This is a genomic window from Bacteroidales bacterium (genome assembly GCA_026418905.1).
Classification (GTDB): domain Bacteria; phylum Bacteroidota; class Bacteroidia; order Bacteroidales; family DTU049; genus JAOAAK01.
Window position 1 is genome coordinate 66,992 of the sequence record JAOAAK010000041.1, and the last position, 17,828, is coordinate 84,819.

General features: G+C 37.9%; 15 protein-coding genes. 10 read left to right on the plus strand and 5 right to left on the minus strand.

Translation table 11 applies throughout. The features are described 5' to 3' along the window. Nucleotides 1-57 precede the first annotated feature (57 nt). The 6 genes from tmk (at nucleotide 58) to N2Z72_08280 (ending at nucleotide 5,736) form a co-directional block, all read left to right on the plus strand. Nucleotides 58-735, plus strand: a complete 678-nt coding sequence (gene tmk / locus N2Z72_08255) for a dTMP kinase (protein ID MCX7697666.1) — start codon at nucleotides 58-60, stop codon at nucleotides 733-735. A 76-nt stretch (nucleotides 736-811) separates the two neighbouring features. Continuing rightward, nucleotides 812-1,480 (plus strand): 4Fe-4S dicluster domain-containing protein, encoded by a 669-nt coding sequence (locus N2Z72_08260; GenBank protein MCX7697667.1) that lies wholly within the window; start codon nucleotides 812-814, stop codon nucleotides 1,478-1,480. 7 nt (nucleotides 1,481-1,487) lie between these two features. Next, a complete protein-coding gene (locus tag N2Z72_08265) occupies nucleotides 1,488-2,546 on the plus strand; it encodes a heterodisulfide reductase-related iron-sulfur binding cluster (protein MCX7697668.1) in 1,059 nt (352 codons plus the stop codon). Nucleotide 2,547: 1 nt separating this feature from the next. Continuing rightward, nucleotides 2,548-3,561: an FAD-dependent oxidoreductase gene (locus tag N2Z72_08270; GenBank protein MCX7697669.1), complete on the plus strand. Its 1,014-nt coding sequence runs from the start codon at nucleotides 2,548-2,550 to the stop codon at nucleotides 3,559-3,561. Nucleotides 3,562-3,569: 8 nt separating this feature from the next. Further along, nucleotides 3,570-3,908, plus strand: a complete 339-nt coding sequence (locus tag N2Z72_08275) for a 4Fe-4S dicluster domain-containing protein (GenBank protein MCX7697670.1) — start codon at nucleotides 3,570-3,572, stop codon at nucleotides 3,906-3,908. Continuing rightward, a complete protein-coding gene (locus N2Z72_08280; protein ID MCX7697671.1) occupies nucleotides 3,892-5,736 on the plus strand; it encodes a (Fe-S)-binding protein in 1,845 nt (614 codons plus the stop codon). Before N2Z72_08275 ends, N2Z72_08280 begins: the two co-directional genes overlap by 17 nt. Before the next feature lie 123 nt (nucleotides 5,737-5,859). On the opposite strand, the gene N2Z72_08285 is transcribed toward N2Z72_08280, so the two are convergent. The 3 genes from N2Z72_08285 to N2Z72_08295 form a co-directional block, all read right to left on the minus strand. Continuing rightward, nucleotides 5,860-6,930: a T9SS type A sorting domain-containing protein gene (locus N2Z72_08285; GenBank protein MCX7697672.1), complete on the minus strand. Its 1,071-nt coding sequence runs from the start codon at nucleotides 6,928-6,930 to the stop codon at nucleotides 5,860-5,862. Between the two features lie 132 nt (nucleotides 6,931-7,062). Then, complete coding sequence (locus tag N2Z72_08290) at nucleotides 7,063-8,928, minus strand: DUF2341 domain-containing protein (protein ID MCX7697673.1); 1,866 nt, start codon at nucleotides 8,926-8,928, stop codon at nucleotides 7,063-7,065. Between the two features lie 83 nt (nucleotides 8,929-9,011). Continuing rightward, entirely contained in the window at nucleotides 9,012-10,139 is a 1,128-nt protein-coding gene (locus N2Z72_08295; GenBank protein MCX7697674.1) for a Crp/Fnr family transcriptional regulator, read from the minus strand. 158 nt (nucleotides 10,140-10,297) lie between these two features. Between N2Z72_08295 and gdhA the strand changes: the two genes are divergently transcribed. From gdhA to N2Z72_08310, 3 genes are all read left to right on the plus strand, one after another. Further along, nucleotides 10,298-11,635, plus strand: a complete 1,338-nt coding sequence (gene gdhA, locus N2Z72_08300) for an NADP-specific glutamate dehydrogenase (GenBank protein ID MCX7697675.1) — start codon at nucleotides 10,298-10,300, stop codon at nucleotides 11,633-11,635. An 88-nt stretch (nucleotides 11,636-11,723) separates the two neighbouring features. Further along, nucleotides 11,724-12,650: an ROK family protein gene (locus N2Z72_08305; GenBank protein MCX7697676.1), complete on the plus strand. Its 927-nt coding sequence runs from the start codon at nucleotides 11,724-11,726 to the stop codon at nucleotides 12,648-12,650. 32 nt (nucleotides 12,651-12,682) lie between these two features. Then, the gene (locus N2Z72_08310; protein ID MCX7697677.1) at nucleotides 12,683-14,821 is read left to right on the plus strand and encodes a S46 family peptidase; all 2,139 of its coding nucleotides are present in this window, start codon (nucleotides 12,683-12,685) and stop codon (nucleotides 14,819-14,821) included. A 3-nt stretch (nucleotides 14,822-14,824) separates the two neighbouring features. Here the strand turns inward: N2Z72_08310 and N2Z72_08315 are convergent, their stop codons facing one another. Further along, the gene (locus N2Z72_08315; protein MCX7697678.1) at nucleotides 14,825-15,262 is read right to left on the minus strand and encodes a hypothetical protein; all 438 of its coding nucleotides are present in this window, start codon (nucleotides 15,260-15,262) and stop codon (nucleotides 14,825-14,827) included. A gap of 93 nt (nucleotides 15,263-15,355) precedes the next feature. Continuing rightward, on the minus strand, nucleotides 15,356-16,612 hold the full coding sequence (locus tag N2Z72_08320; protein MCX7697679.1) for a BamA/TamA family outer membrane protein: 1,257 nt from the start codon (nucleotides 16,610-16,612) through the stop codon (nucleotides 15,356-15,358). A 179-nt stretch (nucleotides 16,613-16,791) separates the two neighbouring features. On the opposite strand from N2Z72_08320, the gene N2Z72_08325 reads away from it, so the two are divergent. Continuing rightward, on the plus strand, nucleotides 16,792-17,828 hold a 1,037-nt coding region (locus N2Z72_08325), incomplete at its 3' end, for a hypothetical protein (GenBank protein MCX7697680.1).

Sequence of the window (17,828 nt, forward strand, 5' to 3'; positions counted from 1 at the left end):
CGCTCTTGAGGAGCGGCTTTTTTTTTCAGAATCTCTATTTTTGTAAGGGGATATATCATGAGTAATAAAGGCAAGCTTATTGTTTTTGAAGGTATTGATGGTTCTGGCAAAACTACTCAGGCGCTACTATTGGTCGAGTATTTGAAGAAAAAAAACATAACTTCAGAGTACTGTCATTTTCCAAGAGTGGATGTAAACTCTATATATTCTAATTTGATTAAGATTTTTTTACAAGGCAAATGGGGTCCTAAAGAGGAAATAGATCCCTATTTGATAGCATTTCTTTATGCTGGGGATCGTAAAGAGCTGGCTTCCTCTTTGCATGAAAAGCTGGGGCAGGGTATGTGGCTTGTATTGGATAGATACGTGATGTCTAATATGGCTTATCAAGGTGCTAGAATACCTGATAAGGATAAAAATGCTTTTTTCCAATGGCTTGAATATACCGAATTCCAATTGTTTAATCTTCCTAGACCTGATGTAACTTTTTTACTTCTTATGCCTTCTGAATTTACTGCGCAAAACTTGAAAAAAACGAGACCTCTCAAAGATCGTGCAACTGGCGTAGAACCCGACTTGTTTGAAAAGGATTCATCCTTTCAAAAAAAAGTGAAAGATACGTATCTTTACCTTGCAAGCAATGAAAAAAATATTACTGTCTTGGATTACTCGGTACAAAAAAGTGTACCTCCTCCTGAAGCAATACATATTGATATTTTACGTCAACTTTTCTGATATATGGAATAAGCGATAAAAAAAAGAAATGTATTTTTTTTATTTATTTTGCCTATTGAAATAGTAGATAGTCAAAATGAATTTAATTGAGGAATTGTTCTCGGATGTCCACATACGGCATAGTTTGTATGCTTGTATCCAATGCGGAATCTGCACGGGCGTATGTCCGGCAGCTCAAATATACGATTACGACCCAAGAATTCTTGTTAATCTTGTTCAAAAGAGAAATGAACAAGTTTTAACTGAGCTACTTCAGAGTGATTACATTTGGTATTGTGGTGAATGCATGTCGTGCAAGACACGATGTCCACGAGATAACACTCCTGGTGAAATAGTCATTGCTCTTCGTCAACTTTCGCAACGGAAAGGATATTTTGTTTCCTCTCGAAGAGGACGCCAGCAATATGTTATTCGTAAAACCATAGGTGAAAGCATTCTTCAGGAAGGATATTGTGTCTATTTCGATCATGTTGACCTCGATCGTTTTCCTGAACAAGGACCTACATGGCAATGGGTTCGAGATCATCGGAATGAAATTCTTTCTAAGGTGGGTGCAAGTTATCAACAAAAAACAGCTGGTCCCATGAGGAAAATTAGGGAGGAGGATCTTCAAGAACTGAAAAAAATTTTTGAAGTCACTGGGGCCAGCCAATTATTTCAACTGATTGATGATTATTCACGCAATGTCATGATGGAAGAAAACAAGAGTGAAGAAGAATATATTCGCGAAATCTTTGAAAAATAATGACGATATGAATATTTTTAAAGAACGCTACATGAAGGATATACCGGATGATCACTTTTGGTTTGCTCGAAGCTGTATTCGTCAAACTTTTTTTCCTGGTGCTGAGCAGATGTTTCTTAAGATCATGCGAGAAAAACTTTTTAAAGATGTTTACGATTCTCCTCATCATACCACATGTACAGGTATTGGATATCATAGTGATATTGTTCCATTTGAGACTATCATGACTGTCGTTGCTCGTCAATTTGCTTTAATGACAGAAGATGGTTATGAGCATGTAGCTATTAGCTGTGTAACAAGTTTTGGAATTTACCAAGAGGTCCTTGAAAAATGGGAATTGGAACCAGAACTATTAGAGAAAGCACGTACTTATCTCAGGCAAGCTACAGGAAGAGAATTTAAATTGCCTGTGGCTGCTGTCCATACTTCCGATATCATCTTTAAATTTCGTGAGGAAATAGCTCGGATTATGAAATATCCTCTCATCAATAGGTTCACTGGAAAACCTCTTAGAGTGGTAGATCATGTTGGTTGTCATTATGCTAAGATGTTTCCTCAAAAAAGTATAGGAGGGGCAGAATACCCCTATGTATTGGCAGGGATGGTTGAGGCATGGGGAGGTCAACCTGTAGATTATCCAGAACGTAGACATTGTTGTGGTTTTGGTTTTAGAAATTACCTCATCAAATCAAATCGGAGTTACTCATTGACTCATTCTAAAATAAAGTTTGAATCTATGTATCCATACCGTCCGGATTTTATCATAACCAATTGTCCTGGTTGTGCTATGTTTATGGACAGGTGGCAATATGTGCTTGCTGAAACCGAAGGAAAAACTTACGGAGAAGAACCACGGAAAGGAATACCGGTGCTGACTTTCGAAGAAACAGCTGCTTTGGTGATTGGTTACGATCCTTGGGAGATCGGTTTGCAAATGCATCAAGTTTCGGTAGAGCCGTTACTTGATAAAATGGGAGTTTCTTATGATCCTGACGGAAAATTTCTTGACAAAAACGGAAATTACTTAGATAAACCTCAACGACCATCGGTTTTAAAATGTAACTAGCATGGAGAAATCATGTTTTGACGTCATTATTGTGGGTGGTGGCATAGCAGGGATGCAAACTGCCATTTACCTTTCAGAAATGAATTTTAAAGTTGCCCTATTTGAAAAACAAAATCGCCTGGGTGGGAAATTGCTAGAATACGATCGACTTTTTCCTTCTTTTGAAAAAGCTGAAGATATTTTAAATGAATTGAATCAAAGAATCCAGAGTTTACCCATTGAATTATTTGTAGGAGAAAACGTAGAAAAAGTTGAAAAAAAAGATGGCTTTTTCTTCATTCAAACAGAATCGGGTCGTATCGATTCGCAAGCCCTTGTTCTGGCTTTTGGTTTTGAATTTTTCGATGCAACCTTAAAAGAAGAGTACGGATATAGAGTAGTTGAAAATGTTTATACGAGCGTAGATATCGAAAAAATGATCAAAAATCCTTTGTCGTTGCAGCAACGCTTTTCTTCAAAACCACAAGCTTTTGGTTTTGTTCACTGTGTTGGTTCAAGAGATGAAAAGGTAAAGAACAATTACTGTAGCAAAGTATGTTGCATCACTGCTATAAAGCAAGCTATTGAACTGAAAGAAATTTTTCCAACTTCGGAAATATTTTGCTTTTACATGGATTTGCGTCTCCACGAATTGATGTTTGAAACAATATACAAACGGGCACAGATGGATTACGGAATTCATTTCGTTCGCGGTAAAATATCGGAGGTTGCTCAGGGGCGAGACGGAAAAGTTGTTTTAAAAGTGGAAGATACACTTTTATCTATGCCCCTCTCTATGGAATTGGATGCGTTGGTCTTGATGATTGGCATGGAAGGTAAAAGACCGACTTTGTCGAATGATTTATCTTTTAATTTGTTTGATTTTGTTGATGTGGGTGATCTTTATATTTACAAAAATTGGAAAAAAGGGGTTTTTTGCGTAGGAGCTTGTAAGGGGCCTCGCTCAGTTCAAGAAACCTTACAGGATGCTTCTCAAACAGCCATGGAAGTTTATCGATATTTGAAAGTTAAATAAGAAAGTTCATGTCGACCAGATTTGGATATTCTTCTGTTCAACCAAGGAAAAAAGAAATTCGTTTTCCTCTTCCTTCCCTTTATGTGGATATTCTATGCCAAGAACCATCGTTGAAATTATGTATTCATTGTGGTACGTGTAGTTCTGTTTGTGTTGCCAATCGAATCCAAGAAACACGTTTTCATAAGATTCCTATCATGCTTCGTTATGGAATGACTGAGGAATCACTTACGTATGCTCGTCGTTGTTTACTCTGTGGCACTTGCATACTGACTTGCCCACGTAATGTGAACATTAGACACGTGATGTTTTTATTAAAACAATGGGATTATGAACATTCATTATGACCCTTTTGTTCTTCCATTTTTTCTGGGGGTGTTGTTTTGGTTGACCCTCTTTGTATGGAGAATTTTTTCATGGATAGATGAAATCCCTACGGGGGACAGAAGGCAAGTATGGTTCAATTTGTTTAGTCGAAAATTGTTCTTAGCTTTTGAATTAATTTTCTTAGAAAGTCTTTTACATCGTCGGATTTTTCAAAAAAACATTCTACTGGGATACATGCATATGAGCATTGCATTCGGATGGTTTATGCTCATTGTAGTTGGGTCAATTGAATCGAAATTTGGACAACATGAGGTATTCAACATGCCATGGGATCCTGTGTTTTTTAATTATTTTGAACCTCAGCGTGTCATTGAGTCATTTGGTTGGATTTTTCATTTACTAATGGATTTTTTCTTACTGATGGTATTGAGTGGTGTTTTATTGGCAATAATTAAACGTTTTCGTTCTCATTGGTTTGGTTTGCCACGCAATACACGTTTACCTTTGTTTGATAAGGTAGCATTGTATTCTTTATGGCTTATTTTCCCTGCACGTTTTTGGGTTGAATCACTCAATGCTGCTAATCATCAAAATGGAGGTTTTTTGACTCAACCGTGTGGTGATTGGTTGGCAACTTTTCTTCCTGTGCAATCGTTAGAATACCCCTCGTGGTGGGCATATTCTATCGTGCTTGGGATGTTTTTTGTGGCGCTACCATTTAGTCGCTATATGCATATCGTGACTGAGCCTTTTTTGATTTTTTTTCGAACGCTTGGAGCAAGACCATTGGAAGAATACAGTGGTCTGAGAAAAATGGAAGTATATGCATGCAGCCGATGTGGCATTTGCATCGAAGCTTGTCAACTTCATCAAGACGCTGCTATTCATGGAATGCAGGCTTCTTACTTGATTCAGAGCATTCGTTATGGTTTTTCTTTTAAAAATGAACTAAAGCTGTGTTTACAGTGTGGTCGTTGCACTTTGGCTTGTCCTGTTGAAATTGAATTAGTGAGCATGCGTCATATGGCTAGGGTTAACACCTATCCTTCTTTTGAATTATCCTTACAACGACTCAGAGATAATAATGATATTTTGCCAACTCACGTGATGTATTTTGCGGGGTGTATGACGCGGTTGTCTCCATCTATCATTAGATCTTTTCTTTTTTTACTTGATCGAGCGGGCATTACGTATGATTATTTGGATGAGAAAGGTGGAATGTGTTGTGGGAAGCCTCAACTTCAGCTAGGGCAAAAAAATTTAGCCAGGCAAATTATCGAGCAAAATAAAAGTATTTTTCTTCAGCATCCATCGATGGTGCTTGTGACTACTTGTCCTATTTGCTTGAATATTTTTCGATGTGAATATCATTTACCAAAACATGTGATGCATCACAGCGAACTTCTTGCCATGCTTATCGAGGCAGGTAGACTTCCTAAATTAAAGGGTCAAAGGAAAGTAATGTATCATGACTCATGCGAGCTGGCTTTCCACTTACAAATAACTACACAACCCCGAGAAGTATTGCGTTCCTGTGTTAATTTGCAAAACCATAATCCAGGCCGCGAGCATTGGTGTTGTGGTGGAAGCACTGCCAGCTTGAATTTACCTTACGAAAAGCGTCAGCAGTTGGCGCTTAAAACTATTCGTCGTCTTATCAATAACGAGACTGAAGTTTTGGCGACGGCTTGTCCACTTTGTAAAATTACTTTTAAATCAGGGCAATTAGTTCCGGTGCAAGACATAGCTGAAATTTATGCTCAAGAACTTCGATCTACGACAACGAGCAAAGACTTTCATCCTTCCTTTGATGTTGATTCGGTGAAATATGGAGTTAAGATTTATTAATATTCGATCGACATAGGATAAGGGGTTTTATTCGTCAGCAGAAACATAAATCACGTTTTCAATTTGGAGTATGTCATGCAGGGGGGAGAAGTATTAATTGTCGATACAGGCTAAAAGAGGCTTTTAGTCTACGATGATGATGGGTTTTGTATGGAGTTTGTTTTGGCTGAAGATTTGCAAGATATAATATCCTTTTTCTATTTGTGGGAGGGTAAAGTTTTTTTGATCGTATGAAATCAATTCGCATACATTTTTTCCGAGAATGTTGGATAGATATACTCTTTCTATATTAGGGAGGAGGATTGAGATATTTTCGCCTTTTTTGACCGGGTTGGGGAAGACAGTAAGTGTAAGTTCGTCATTTTGGTCAAGGATTTGGGCATGGATTTCATATTTTAACCACCACATTTTTAAAAGGGTATTTGAGGAGGGTTCATATTCAGCTTTAAAGACATGATTGCGTTTGGAGGGTGTCCATGCGTGGATGTAGAGCAACGTATCGTACAAAAGCAATGTATCTAAGATAGTATTGCTTAAGAATTTGATTTTGAGACTGTCTTCATAATAAATGAATTCTTTGACCAAAAGGCAATTTGAAAATGTTCCAGCAGGTGTAATGATAGTACCACTTCCTACGGCGGTTAGATATTTGAAAGCATGACGTGTGTAGAATGTATCAATGTCGTTGGGGAAGGCGTTGAGGGCGATGGTCCAAGTATAATTTTGAGAAATAGAGTCGTACAAGGTGAATGGAGTTTTCATAAGCCATTCGGCAGGTTGAATGGTTACGTTGGTAGGTGCTCCGCCGAAGCTACCGCGGAAGCCAACGGCGGTGAAGCCTTGACTGTCGGTACGAAAAAACATGTAGCCGAAATGGTTTTGATAAGGGGCTATTCCTCCAGGGCCTCCATAGAGCATGCCAGGGCCGTAGGTATAGACATTAGATGTAGGGAAATTTGTTTGATAAGGTAGATTTTGAGTTGCGCCGTAAGCAGATACTTGCAGCGTATCTTGGACTAGAGTTGAAAAATCCCACGTTGCACCCGTTTGTTGATAGTCAAAAAGAACTTGGGGAGAGACGTCTACTCCGAAAACAAAAGTGTCACCCGGTAGAGGCAAAGAACCAAATTGAATGATTTGGCAATTTAACGACAAAGAAAAAACTACTATCAATGGAAATAAAAAATTTTTCATAAAGATTTGTTTTAGCAAAAATAGTTTTTTTTTAAAAAAAAAGCATAACTTTAATTCTCAAAACATACTTTTATTTAAGCTGAGAAACAAAATAATGAGAAAAATGTAGCATTGTTTTATGGTAGAGTTCGATCATTGTTGGGAGCATCTACGGAATTTATTTTTTTTGCGAAGTTGTTCTAGTTCTTTTTTTAGATCTTCGATTTCTTTTTGTTGAGTTTTGATTGCTTCAAGGAGTAAGATAGATAGGCGGTCGTATTTTATTCCAAGGATTTCGCCATGATTGCCATATTGGACAAGCATGGGGAAGGTTTTTGCTACTTCTTCAGCTATAAGGCCCAGATCTGTTTCATGGGATGTAGTCCATTCGAAAGTAACGGGTTGTAATAGTTGAAGTTTTTGAGGTTGGATCTCTAGTGGTCTTATGTTAGATTTCCACTGGCTGGAGGAGAAAGTAATCCATGCGTTAGAAATGGCCCTATTTCCATCACCTGGATTACCTACTTGCAGAGCGTATGTGGGTTGAGTGGTTTGTATGCCTACTTCACCGCTGGGCTTGATATAAACAACAGGTTTGATTACCCAAGATGAAGCGATTGTTATTTCGTTTCCGATGGTAATGTTAGGTTCGGGATTAACATATTTAGCAAGAAAAATCCAGTCGTAGCTATTGCGACAACAGGAATATAAATAAATGTGCTGTAATGTTTTCCCAGTTGCAGATACTTGTGAAACATAAGAATTATTGAAGAAAAACTTACCGATATTTCCATCATATGTAACCTCGGCTTTAAACCAATTGGTAACATTCTGGTTTTGAAGATTATTATTTACGACATCAAGTAAATAAGTATTAAATCCACCATTCCAAGGTCCCCAAAAAACAGTGGTAGCGGGTACAGCAATAAACTGATCCCATGAAGTGCATCCCCATAAACAATTATTACCAGCATAAGTAATGGCTCTATGCTTAATTCGATAAGTAGGCATTGTTGGAACGATACCACCATTATTGATATTACGTGCAAATAGATTGGGGGATGATCCCCAACAAGTGATTATTCCATTGGAAATGGTATAATTACTTGACCATTGTTGCCATTTAATAGTGTTAATCGAAGAGCCTACGAAATCATCAAAGAAAACAAAGGTGCTATCTCCATTGGCTCCAGGGCCCAGATTAGGGAAGCCATATTCGAGGTAAATTGAATCGATTCTTCCACCGTAGATAGTAGGGATACGGATCCATATCCAAGTTTGAGGGGTGTTGCATCCATCTTCTATCCAGTAGTAAATGGGGGTTCCGTTGGGTGTGTAGAAGCGAATATCATCGCAATCGGGCTGCATTTTTCCACTTGCAATAAGGCTTTGTGTGTTAAGAATCAGCAAGATTTGATAGTTTAAAAGCGTATCAGTTCGATTGGTTGCATCAATGTAAATAGGACGTCGATAATGAGCAGGTGTGTACTGGGGTGTTTCAATGATAAGTGGTTCTAAATTGTTATTGTCATTGGTAATGTGGACAAGGGCTGATGGTTGAGATTGATGAATGCCAATGTTTCCTGAAGCAGAAATACGCATTTGTTCGGTGGAATAGGTTCGGAAGATCAAGTGAGAGGAGTCGATAGTTCCGAGGTAATGAGTAGAAGGGTTTGTGTTAGCGTTTCCTGTGAGGTACCATGCTTTGGTATAGCCGACTTTTTCCCATTGATTACCGTTCCAGAAGTAGAAGCCTTTTCCATCTGCTCCGAGTCCTGAGATGAGTTCATTTTCATTGTAAATAAGCAATGAAAGAACTTCTGGTCCGTTAATAGGGGGATTAAATTGAGTGGTAGAATTAAGCGATACACGGGGAATGAGAATGCCTTTATCGGTGAATTGAATATCGAGAGCAGCACTAGGATGTGGTTGCGATCCTATTGGTGAAATAGCAACGCCCTGGGAAAATAGAATGAAACAATGAAAAAAAACTACCCAAATGAATGTAATTTTTTTCATAGTTAAGAATTTTTTTAAGTAAAGCAAATATATAAAAAAATTTAATTATACTATACACTTCAATAAAAAAAATAATAAAAAAATTATCCGGCAATGCTGATGGTTTGTAGGAGTTGTTTGTTGATAAGAGTAATGCCTTTGGGTGTGTCAGAAATGATATTTTCATTTTTAAAGTCTGAGAGGATACGGACTGCATTTTCATTACTCATTGCGCTGAGTTCTGCTAAATCTTTTCGAGAAATGAATGAGGGTATGAGGTCAGAGTTAAATACGCGTGATAGATAGAGCAATGTTTCAGCCATGCGACCGGTGGTTTGTTTGAGACTTAAGCATTTTAACCGATTGAAGAGAATATCGTAGTTATCGCACAGCCATTTGGTAATGGCTTTGTGAAATTGGGGATTTTGGTTAAGGATACGCAAGACGGTTTGTTTTTCGATCAAGAATGCAGTAGTTGGAATAAGTGCAATGGTGGTAAAATAATAGCTATTGCCATAAAGGGATGAGAGGCTGATGAATTCGAAAGGTACACTGATCATAAAAGAATAGCTTTTTCCGTGTAAACCTTCGACAAACGATTTGGTAGCACCTTTAGCAAGCAAGATAAAATAAGATGTATAAGCACCTTGTTTTCCTAGAGTTTCACCTTTTTTAAATGTAATAGGGTTCTTCAGTAATTGAATAATGTCTGAATCGGTGAGCCCGAAAGGTTTAAGCCATTCGATCAGACCATGATAATTTTTTTTAATTTGTTGAAAGAATTCCTCATCCGGTAAGGAAAGTTCTCTTTGAGAGATGGGTCTTAGTTTCTTGAGAATCAAAAAAGTGGAGAATTTTTCTGCAATTGACTTTAAAAGTAAATGTTCTTCTGGCAAAAAGATGCCCTTATCGCATTTCACAGGTCGAGTATAAAAAATCCTTAGTTCACCTATTACTTTGTCGTATTCTTTGAGGGGATAAGATATTTTGAGTTCAGTTCGGGTAAAACTTGATCGATGATATATTTTATCACCCAAAATAATTTCGGCTTCACAAATATCTTCGTATTGCCAACCTTTGGGTATAATGTGGAGAATATTGTCAATAACGTCTTCTATGTTTTGATCGTAATTTGAAAGAGCCTGTTCGATTTCGTAAAGGCAGAGTAATTCCTTAGCTCTTTCAAATAATGCATCGGGGGAATGAAAGTCGTAATGTCCGTCTTCCTGCATGTAAGTCAAATTTTTGCAAAAGTAAAAAAATCAAAATTCTTATTGATTTTTAATAGTCTTTTGATTGCAATTGTTTGAGCAATTCTCATAAAAAAAAAGCAAGGATTTTAGTTGCAGAAAGTTATTCCTGACATATTTTTGGGCAAAATTCGAAAGATATGAACGTCGAAAAAATCATGCAAGAATTAGAAAGGAAAAATCCCGGTGAGGTTGAATATTTGCAAGCTGTTAGAGAAGTACTTGAATCTATTGAAGAAGTAGTAAACGAACATCCAGAATTTGAGCGAGCAGGAATCATCGATAGAATTATTGAACCAGATAGAGTTTTAATGTTTAAAGTTCCGTGGGTGGATGATCAAGGGAATGTACACGTGAATCGTGGTTACCGCGTACAGTTTAATAATGCTATTGGTCCATACAAAGGAGGTCTTCGTTTTCACCCCAGTGTTAATTTGTCGATTCTTAAGTTTTTGGGTTTTGAGCAAATATTTAAAAATAGTCTAACCTCACTTGCCATGGGTGGTGCGAAAGGGGGTAGCGATTTTGATCCTAAAGGTAAGAGTGATCGGGAAATTATGCGCTTTTGTCAGAGTTTTATGTTAGAACTTTGGAAGATTTTAGGGCCTGAAATTGATGTGCCAGCTGGCGACATTGGTGTTGGAGCTCGTGAGATAGGGTACTTATATGGTATGTATAAGAAGCTAACCCATGAACATAACGGTGTTCTTACTGGAAAAAGTATCAATTGGGGTGGATCGTTAATTCGTCCAGAAGCTACAGGTTTTGGCGTGGTATATTTTGCAGAAGAAATGCTTCGTACGAGGAACGACACTATTAAAGGAAAAACAGTAACTGTTTCTGGTTTTGGAAATGTTGCATGGGGTGCTATAACTAAAGCAACAGAAATGGGAGCTAAAGTGGTTACTATTAGCGGACCTGATGGTTATATTTATGATCCTGAAGGTATAACTGGTAGGAAGATTGATTTTCTTCTTGAGCTTCGTGCAAGTAATCAAGACATTTGTAAGCCCTATATATATGAATTTCCCAATGCTCAGTTTATACCCAACAAAAGGCCATGGGAAGTAAAATGTGATGTAGCTTTGCCTTGTGCAACGCAAAATGAGCTTGATAAGCAGGATGCCATCAATTTGGTGAACAATGGGTGCATTTGTGTAGCAGAGGGTGCCAACATGCCTTCAACCCCTGAAGCCATTGAGGTCTTTCTTGAAAACAAGATTCTTTTTTCACCTGGAAAAGCTTCAAATGCTGGTGGTGTTGCTGTTTCGGGGCTTGAGATGTCGCAAAATGCAATGAAGTTATCGTGGGGTCGGGAGGAAGTTGATAGGAGATTGAGGGAAATCATGAGCAACATTCATGCATCTTGTGTTAAGTATGGTAGGCAAGAAGATGGTTTTGTAAATTACGTAAAGGGTGCGAACATTGCTGGTTTTCTTAAAGTTGCCCAAAGCATGCTTGAGCAGGGTATTATTTAGTCATGTAATGTCTTTTACTGACATAATATTTTAGGGTTAAACTCCGCCCGTGGCGGAGTTTATTTTAAAATCATAATTTTATAAAAATATGGGCAATTTTTTGGTAGGGGTCGACATAGGGGGTACCATTACGAAGATTGGGTTGGTTCATGAGGATGGTACTCTGATTGGGTTACGAAAAATAAAAACACGTGATTATTTAGATCTAATGGATTTTATTGAAGCAATTCACATCTCCTTAGAATCGGTTTTTCAAGAAGTAGGAATTAAATCAGTTCAAGTGAGGGGCTTGGGTATTGGAGCACCTAATGGAAATCCGAAAACAGGTTGTATTCATCATGCTGCGAATTTGCCATGGAGTGGGGAGATACCTTTGGCTAAAATACTGGAACAGGAAACAGGAATACCTTCTTTTCTCGATAATGATGCCAACGTAGCTGCCATAGCCGAGCGAAAGTACGGTGGTGCATCTGGCATGGAGGATTTTGCTGTTATAACTGTGGGGACAGGTTTAGGGAGTGGAATTTTTTCGCAAGGCAGGTTGCTTACTGGGAGTACTGGCATGGCAGGTGAATTAGGGCATACCATTCTTTATCCAGGGGGCAGGATCTGTACGTGTGGGAAAAGGGGATGTGTCGAAACTTATGTATCATCTCGTGGATTTTTGGAGACGTATGGCGAATTATGTCAGAACAAACCTTTCAATACAACTCCTGAAGAAGTAGTGTTGAGAATGAAGAATGGTGATTCGATTGCTCAAAAAGCGGTAGAGCGTATGAGTTATGATCTTGGTATAGCTCTCGCTAACCTTGTGAATATTCTTAGCCTCGAAGCTATTTTCCTTACAGGAGGGCTGATGACGGATGGCGAATATTTTTTGCCTCACGTAGTAAAAAGTTTTAGTGAAAATGTTTTAAGTGTGTTTCGAGATACGTGCAAAATTTTGTTGTCACCACTATGTCATAAAGAGAGTGGCGTTTTGGGAGGTGCAGCACTTGTCCTTCAGACATTGTGAAAAAATCCTATTTTTGCCTGAAATTACATAATATGGGAAAGAAAATTCTTTTCTTTTTATGGATATCTGTATGTGATTTCTTTTTCATTTATGCCGATGAGGGAATGTGGTTGCCTCTCTATCTCTCAAGTTTAGGAGATAGCACCCTTCAAACTTATGGTTTTCGTATTTCTGCAGAAGAGATTTATTCAGTTAATAAAGGAAGCCTAAAAGATGCTGTTGTCATGTTTGGAAGGGGATGTACGGGTGTTTTTGTAAGTCAAGAAGGACTGCTGATGACGAATCATCACTGTGCTCAAGGCACTATTCAACGGCTTAGTACCGTTGAGAACGATTACTTAAAATATGGGTATTGGGCTAAAAATAGAGATGAAGAATTACCTTGCAATGGCCTTACCATAACTAGGTTAGTACGAATGGAAGATGTAACAGCAGAAATTTTTCATCAATTACCTTCGAATTTAACAGAGGAAGAAAAAAGTCAATACTTAGAAACTAAGATAAAGTCTATTATTCAGCGTGCTGTGCGAAACACGCATTATCAAGCACAAGTCAAATCATTCTATTACGGCAATCAATACGTTTTGATGGTTTACGAAGTGTTTCGAGATGTCAGATTGGTTGGGGCACCACCCACTTTCATAGGATCTTTTGGTGGCGACGAGGACAACTGGGTTTGGCCAAGACACAGTGGTGATTTTGCTATATTTCGGGTCTATGCAGACAACAATAATAAGCCAGCATCTTTCCATAAAAATAACAAGCCATATCAACCTCTTTATGTACCTCCTATTTCTCTGAAAGGTGTTCGAGAAAACGATTTTGTTTTTGTTTATGGTTTTCCCGGAAAAACTCAGCATTTTCTCACCGATGACGGAATAAGTCTTGTTGTTAAAGGAAAGAACCCTGTAGCCGTGAGGATAAGACGTAAAAAAATGGATGTTTTGCGTGAATTTATGGAAAAAAACGATACATTAAGAATTTTGTATACTAACATTTATGCAGGTATCGCCAATTACTGGAAAAAAATGGATGGAGAATCTTGGGGCGTCAAAAAATCAAATGCCATCGAACTTAGAAAACAAGAAATAAATCAGATGATTCAAAATATACAAGATCCCGCTTTAAAAACATACTACCTTAAACTCAGGGATACCATACAAAACTATTATAAGAGATATTATAATTATGCTGTTGCAGAGACCTATCTGCTTGAAGGTTGGTTTAGCCTTGGTGTGATACAATATGCTATGAAATGGCTCGAAATCTATGACTCGCTTCAGCGTGATATTTCTCCGTCCTCATTGCAAAACAAAATTTTGTCTTCATTAGATGAGTTTACTAAGAATTATCATTTAGATGTAGAGAAAAGACAATTGATGGCTTTGTTGGATGAGATCAAAAGCTTTTTTAATTTTAGCCATGAGATTCCCGACGGATGGAGAAAACTGATCTTAAGTAATAATAATGAATTTGAGAAAATTTTCGATCATTCTGTATTGTTTTCTAGTAAAAAGATCGTGAAACTTTTCAAAAATTCTCCCACTAAAATTAAGAAAAAACTCAAAGCAGATGAATTCTTCACTCTTGTTCATGAAATGTATCAATTATTTTTTACTATGAATGATTCGATTGATTTTTACGAAAACAAATTATATGATGCTTATTCCCGTTGGGTTCGCTTGTACTTTTTAGCTGGCGACAAGAACAAGTTATACCCTGATGCGAACAGTACTATGCGGGTAGCGTGGGGACGGGTCCAAGGGTACGAACCGCGAGATGCTGTTACTTATCTTTATTATACTACACCTGATGGGATTTTCCAAAAAACACTAAGCGGAATCAAAGAATATGAGGTCGACACAACATTTTATCGATTATTGAAATCGCGCGATTATGGGGAATATGCTGACCAAAGCGGTGAGCTTCGTTTATGCTTTCGCTCCAACACACACACTACTGGTGGTAACAGCGGAAGCCCTGTCTTTAATGCTTATGGTGAGCTCGTTGGCTTAAACTTCGATCGTGCATGGGAAGGAACCATGAGCGATCTTTATTACGACTCCTCGATCTGTGGTAATGTAGTGGTTGATATTCGTTATTGCTTGTGGGTCATCGACAAATATGCCAACGCTGACTATATACTTAAAGAAATGCAGCTTATTCGATAAAAGTTATTCCCAATAAAGTAAAATTTTTTGACAATAAAAATCTTTTTTAGCTGGGCAGTAAAAGACTACTTTAAAATCAGGTGTAATATATATAAAATCATCCTCTTCTTCTTCGTCAGGCCTACCGAAAATGTCTATAATTTCATCGATATGCTTATCAAGCAAATTTGTTTTTGGATCATCTATACGGTATGCATCTAACCATTCGAATGTGTAGCGGACTCTTTTATCGTTTCCTAAAAAAATAGTTTCCACCTTTTCGGTTTCACGATCGAAGCTTATGGAGAGAATATCAATGTTATAATACTGATAATAATAAACAAAAAAATGATTTTCAGGGTTATCATACACAGAATCTGGAAAACCAATGTATTTTTCTACTTCTGTTACTCGGTCACCTTGCACCAAACCTAAAAACCTATCAAAATCTCTTAATCTCATGGTGCAAATTTATTTAAATTTTCGAGAATAAAAATTATTTATAACGATCTTTTGTAGTGAGAAAAAAAATCTTCATGTGTGCCCATTTCTGTTTTAGAAAGACACGCCAGAATAAATATACCAGGATGGTTGGCCGAGTTGTTTTTGAGTTGTAATGGCATAGTCAATCGAAAGAATAAGTTTTTTGTTCAACACGAAGTATATTCCTGTTCCAAAACCAAACGCTATTTTGCCATCAGGTTTATCGTTGATTAAATGAGGAAATCCACTCAGTGGAGAATTTTGGAGAGGGAAAAAACGTACAATTTTACCCGCATCCATAAATGTTTTGCCTACCATGGTAAGAGCAAGTTTTTTTATTCTGAAATTAAAAGTATTTAATCTAGATTCTACATTGCCATAGACTATGCCGGGAGCGATGATTCTATTTTTTATGATGCCTCTTATGGAGCGAAATCCTCCGAGCCCCTCATGAAACGGGCAAGTAACTTGCGTAGTCGATAGATAACTTAAAAAATAAAAGGGTGGCATGTGTAGGTAATGATCCTGGTATGCCATTCTTATTGCAAACACGAGTTTTTCCTTAAAGAAGGGAACAAACCCTTTGACTAACATATTGTATCTCAGAAAAACATTACTTCTATAGGGTAATCCTCCAGAAAAAAAACTTTCAACATACATCCCTTTTGTTGGATAAAATAATGAATTTCTCGTGTCAAACGTGATTCCTCCACGTAGTAGATATATGTTACCGCCCTTTTTGTCCGTGTCTGAGATGTTACCAGTAGATACATAATAGTCATAGAGAGTAAGAGTGTCGGGGACTAAAATTTTTCCGTTTAAAAATTTCTGGTTTTTAAGGCTTCGGATTATATAGGAATACATGTGAAAACCTGAAAAAAAAGTCAAATGAGGGAAAAAAGCTGGCTTGAATACGTCTGTCGTAATTCTGTATGTAGTCCTTTCCATTTTATAAAATGCAAATGAGATATATTGAGCAGACGAGGATAGCTCATATCCCTCATGGTACTGTGTTTGAGATCCGTTGAATCCATAGAAGTCACTCATTAATTCATGCATTGATGAAACCTCCCCCATCAAACGTATTTTAGAAAAAGCCTTGTATGTATCATATAGTAACTGAAACACATGAGTTTTTGTGCTTGTTATGCTTGTTTCGAGTGTTGCATACCAGGAAAGGGATGAATCCATTATGTTTTTTCTATAGTAGTATTGCATGACCCCAGTTCGAAGTTTTACGTCAGCATCATAGGTCAGAATGGGAAAAAGGTAATATTCATATTTTTTTTGAGAAAAAATTGGATACTTTACTATGAATAATAAGAACAAAACAAATACATTTCGTTTTCTCATCGACGTCAAAAATACAAAAATAATTTTACAATGCATTGAAAGACAATTCGTTTTGATAATTTTGAAATCTATGTTAACCATTTGTTAACCTTCGAAAAACTAAAAAACATGTTGCAACATAAGTAATTCATTAATTTTGTATAAAATCGTCAAGTATGCGTAAAATTTTAGTTGTTGCTTTATTTTTCTGGGCCTTCCAATTTTGGAGCCAGAATAATGTTGGTATTGGGACTACAACTCCACACGCTAGCGCCTTGTTGGATTTGACAGCAACCGATAAAGGGATTCTCATCCCGAGGGTGGCACTCGTAGCTGCAAACAATGGAACGACCCCTGTCAATGGTCCAGCGACAGGTTTGCTAGTATACAACACAGGAACAGGTGGTCTAACTCCTGCGGGCTTTTATTATTGGAATGGGACTCAATGGGTGCAAATAGGGGCAGGAAGTGGAAGTACTTGTGTTACTTTGGATCAGGCATACAATTGTGGTGGAAATGGGGCAGGGCGAAACATCAACGCCCAATATGGGGCAGTTACTATAAACGTAGCTTCCGGTGCTTCTTCTAGTGAGGGTTTAAGAGTGACCATAGCCAATGGGACGTCCAGTTCGCCGACCGTAGGGGTTGATGTGACCCATAGTAATCAAGGTGCTGCCATTTATGGTGAAACCACATTAGCAGGTAATATGTACTCAGCTATTCAAGGGTCATCTGGAGCAAATAATACGAGTACTACCACGTTTCCATCTGGTGTGGCTGGATATTTCAGTGGAGTTGGAATTGGAGTGGGTGTTTGGGGACAAACAAGCGCTAATATTTCAGGTGCTGGAACGGGTGCTGGTGTTTATGGGTATGGAGGTGGCAATAAGAACTTTGGTGGAAAGTTTTACTCAACCCAGTATCCCGGAGCCAATATGGAAACTGGTAATGCTTCGTCAGCTGCTGCCCAAGTGGTTTCTTCAGGTGCTTCATATACCAACTGGGGTTTGTTGATAAGGGGTCAAACTCAATTTGACTGCAGTCCGAGCACTTATGGCAACACCATACTTATCAACAATCTTGCTGGTGAGCCCACCTTAGCTCCTGGAACTCCTGGTTCTGGAGGAGTAGGGATACCTTCTACGTATTGGTATGTAGGTTATGCTCAGAATGGATGGCTAACAGCGTCGCGCAAAGCATATAAAAGAGATGT

Coding starts and splice junctions, on each gene's coding strand:
- tmk (MCX7697666.1), top strand. CDS start 58: ATGAGTAATAAAGGCAAGCTTATTGTTTTTGAAGGTATTGATGGTTCT.
- N2Z72_08260 (MCX7697667.1), top strand. CDS start 812: ATGAATTTAATTGAGGAATTGTTCTCGGATGTCCACATACGGCATAGT.
- N2Z72_08265 (MCX7697668.1), top strand. CDS start 1,488: ATGAATATTTTTAAAGAACGCTACATGAAGGATATACCGGATGATCAC.
- N2Z72_08270 (MCX7697669.1), top strand. CDS start 2,548: ATGGAGAAATCATGTTTTGACGTCATTATTGTGGGTGGTGGCATAGCA.
- N2Z72_08275 (MCX7697670.1), top strand. CDS start 3,570: ATGTCGACCAGATTTGGATATTCTTCTGTTCAACCAAGGAAAAAAGAA.
- N2Z72_08280 (MCX7697671.1), top strand. CDS start 3,892: ATGAACATTCATTATGACCCTTTTGTTCTTCCATTTTTTCTGGGGGTG.
- N2Z72_08285 (MCX7697672.1), bottom strand. CDS start 6,930: ATGAAAAATTTTTTATTTCCATTGATAGTAGTTTTTTCTTTGTCGTTA.
- N2Z72_08290 (MCX7697673.1), bottom strand. CDS start 8,928: ATGAAAAAAATTACATTCATTTGGGTAGTTTTTTTTCATTGTTTCATT.
- N2Z72_08295 (MCX7697674.1), bottom strand. CDS start 10,139: ATGCAGGAAGACGGACATTACGACTTTCATTCCCCCGATGCATTATTT.
- gdhA (MCX7697675.1), top strand. CDS start 10,298: ATGAACGTCGAAAAAATCATGCAAGAATTAGAAAGGAAAAATCCCGGT.
- N2Z72_08305 (MCX7697676.1), top strand. CDS start 11,724: ATGGGCAATTTTTTGGTAGGGGTCGACATAGGGGGTACCATTACGAAG.
- N2Z72_08310 (MCX7697677.1), top strand. CDS start 12,683: ATGGGAAAGAAAATTCTTTTCTTTTTATGGATATCTGTATGTGATTTC.
- N2Z72_08315 (MCX7697678.1), bottom strand. CDS start 15,262: ATGAGATTAAGAGATTTTGATAGGTTTTTAGGTTTGGTGCAAGGTGAC.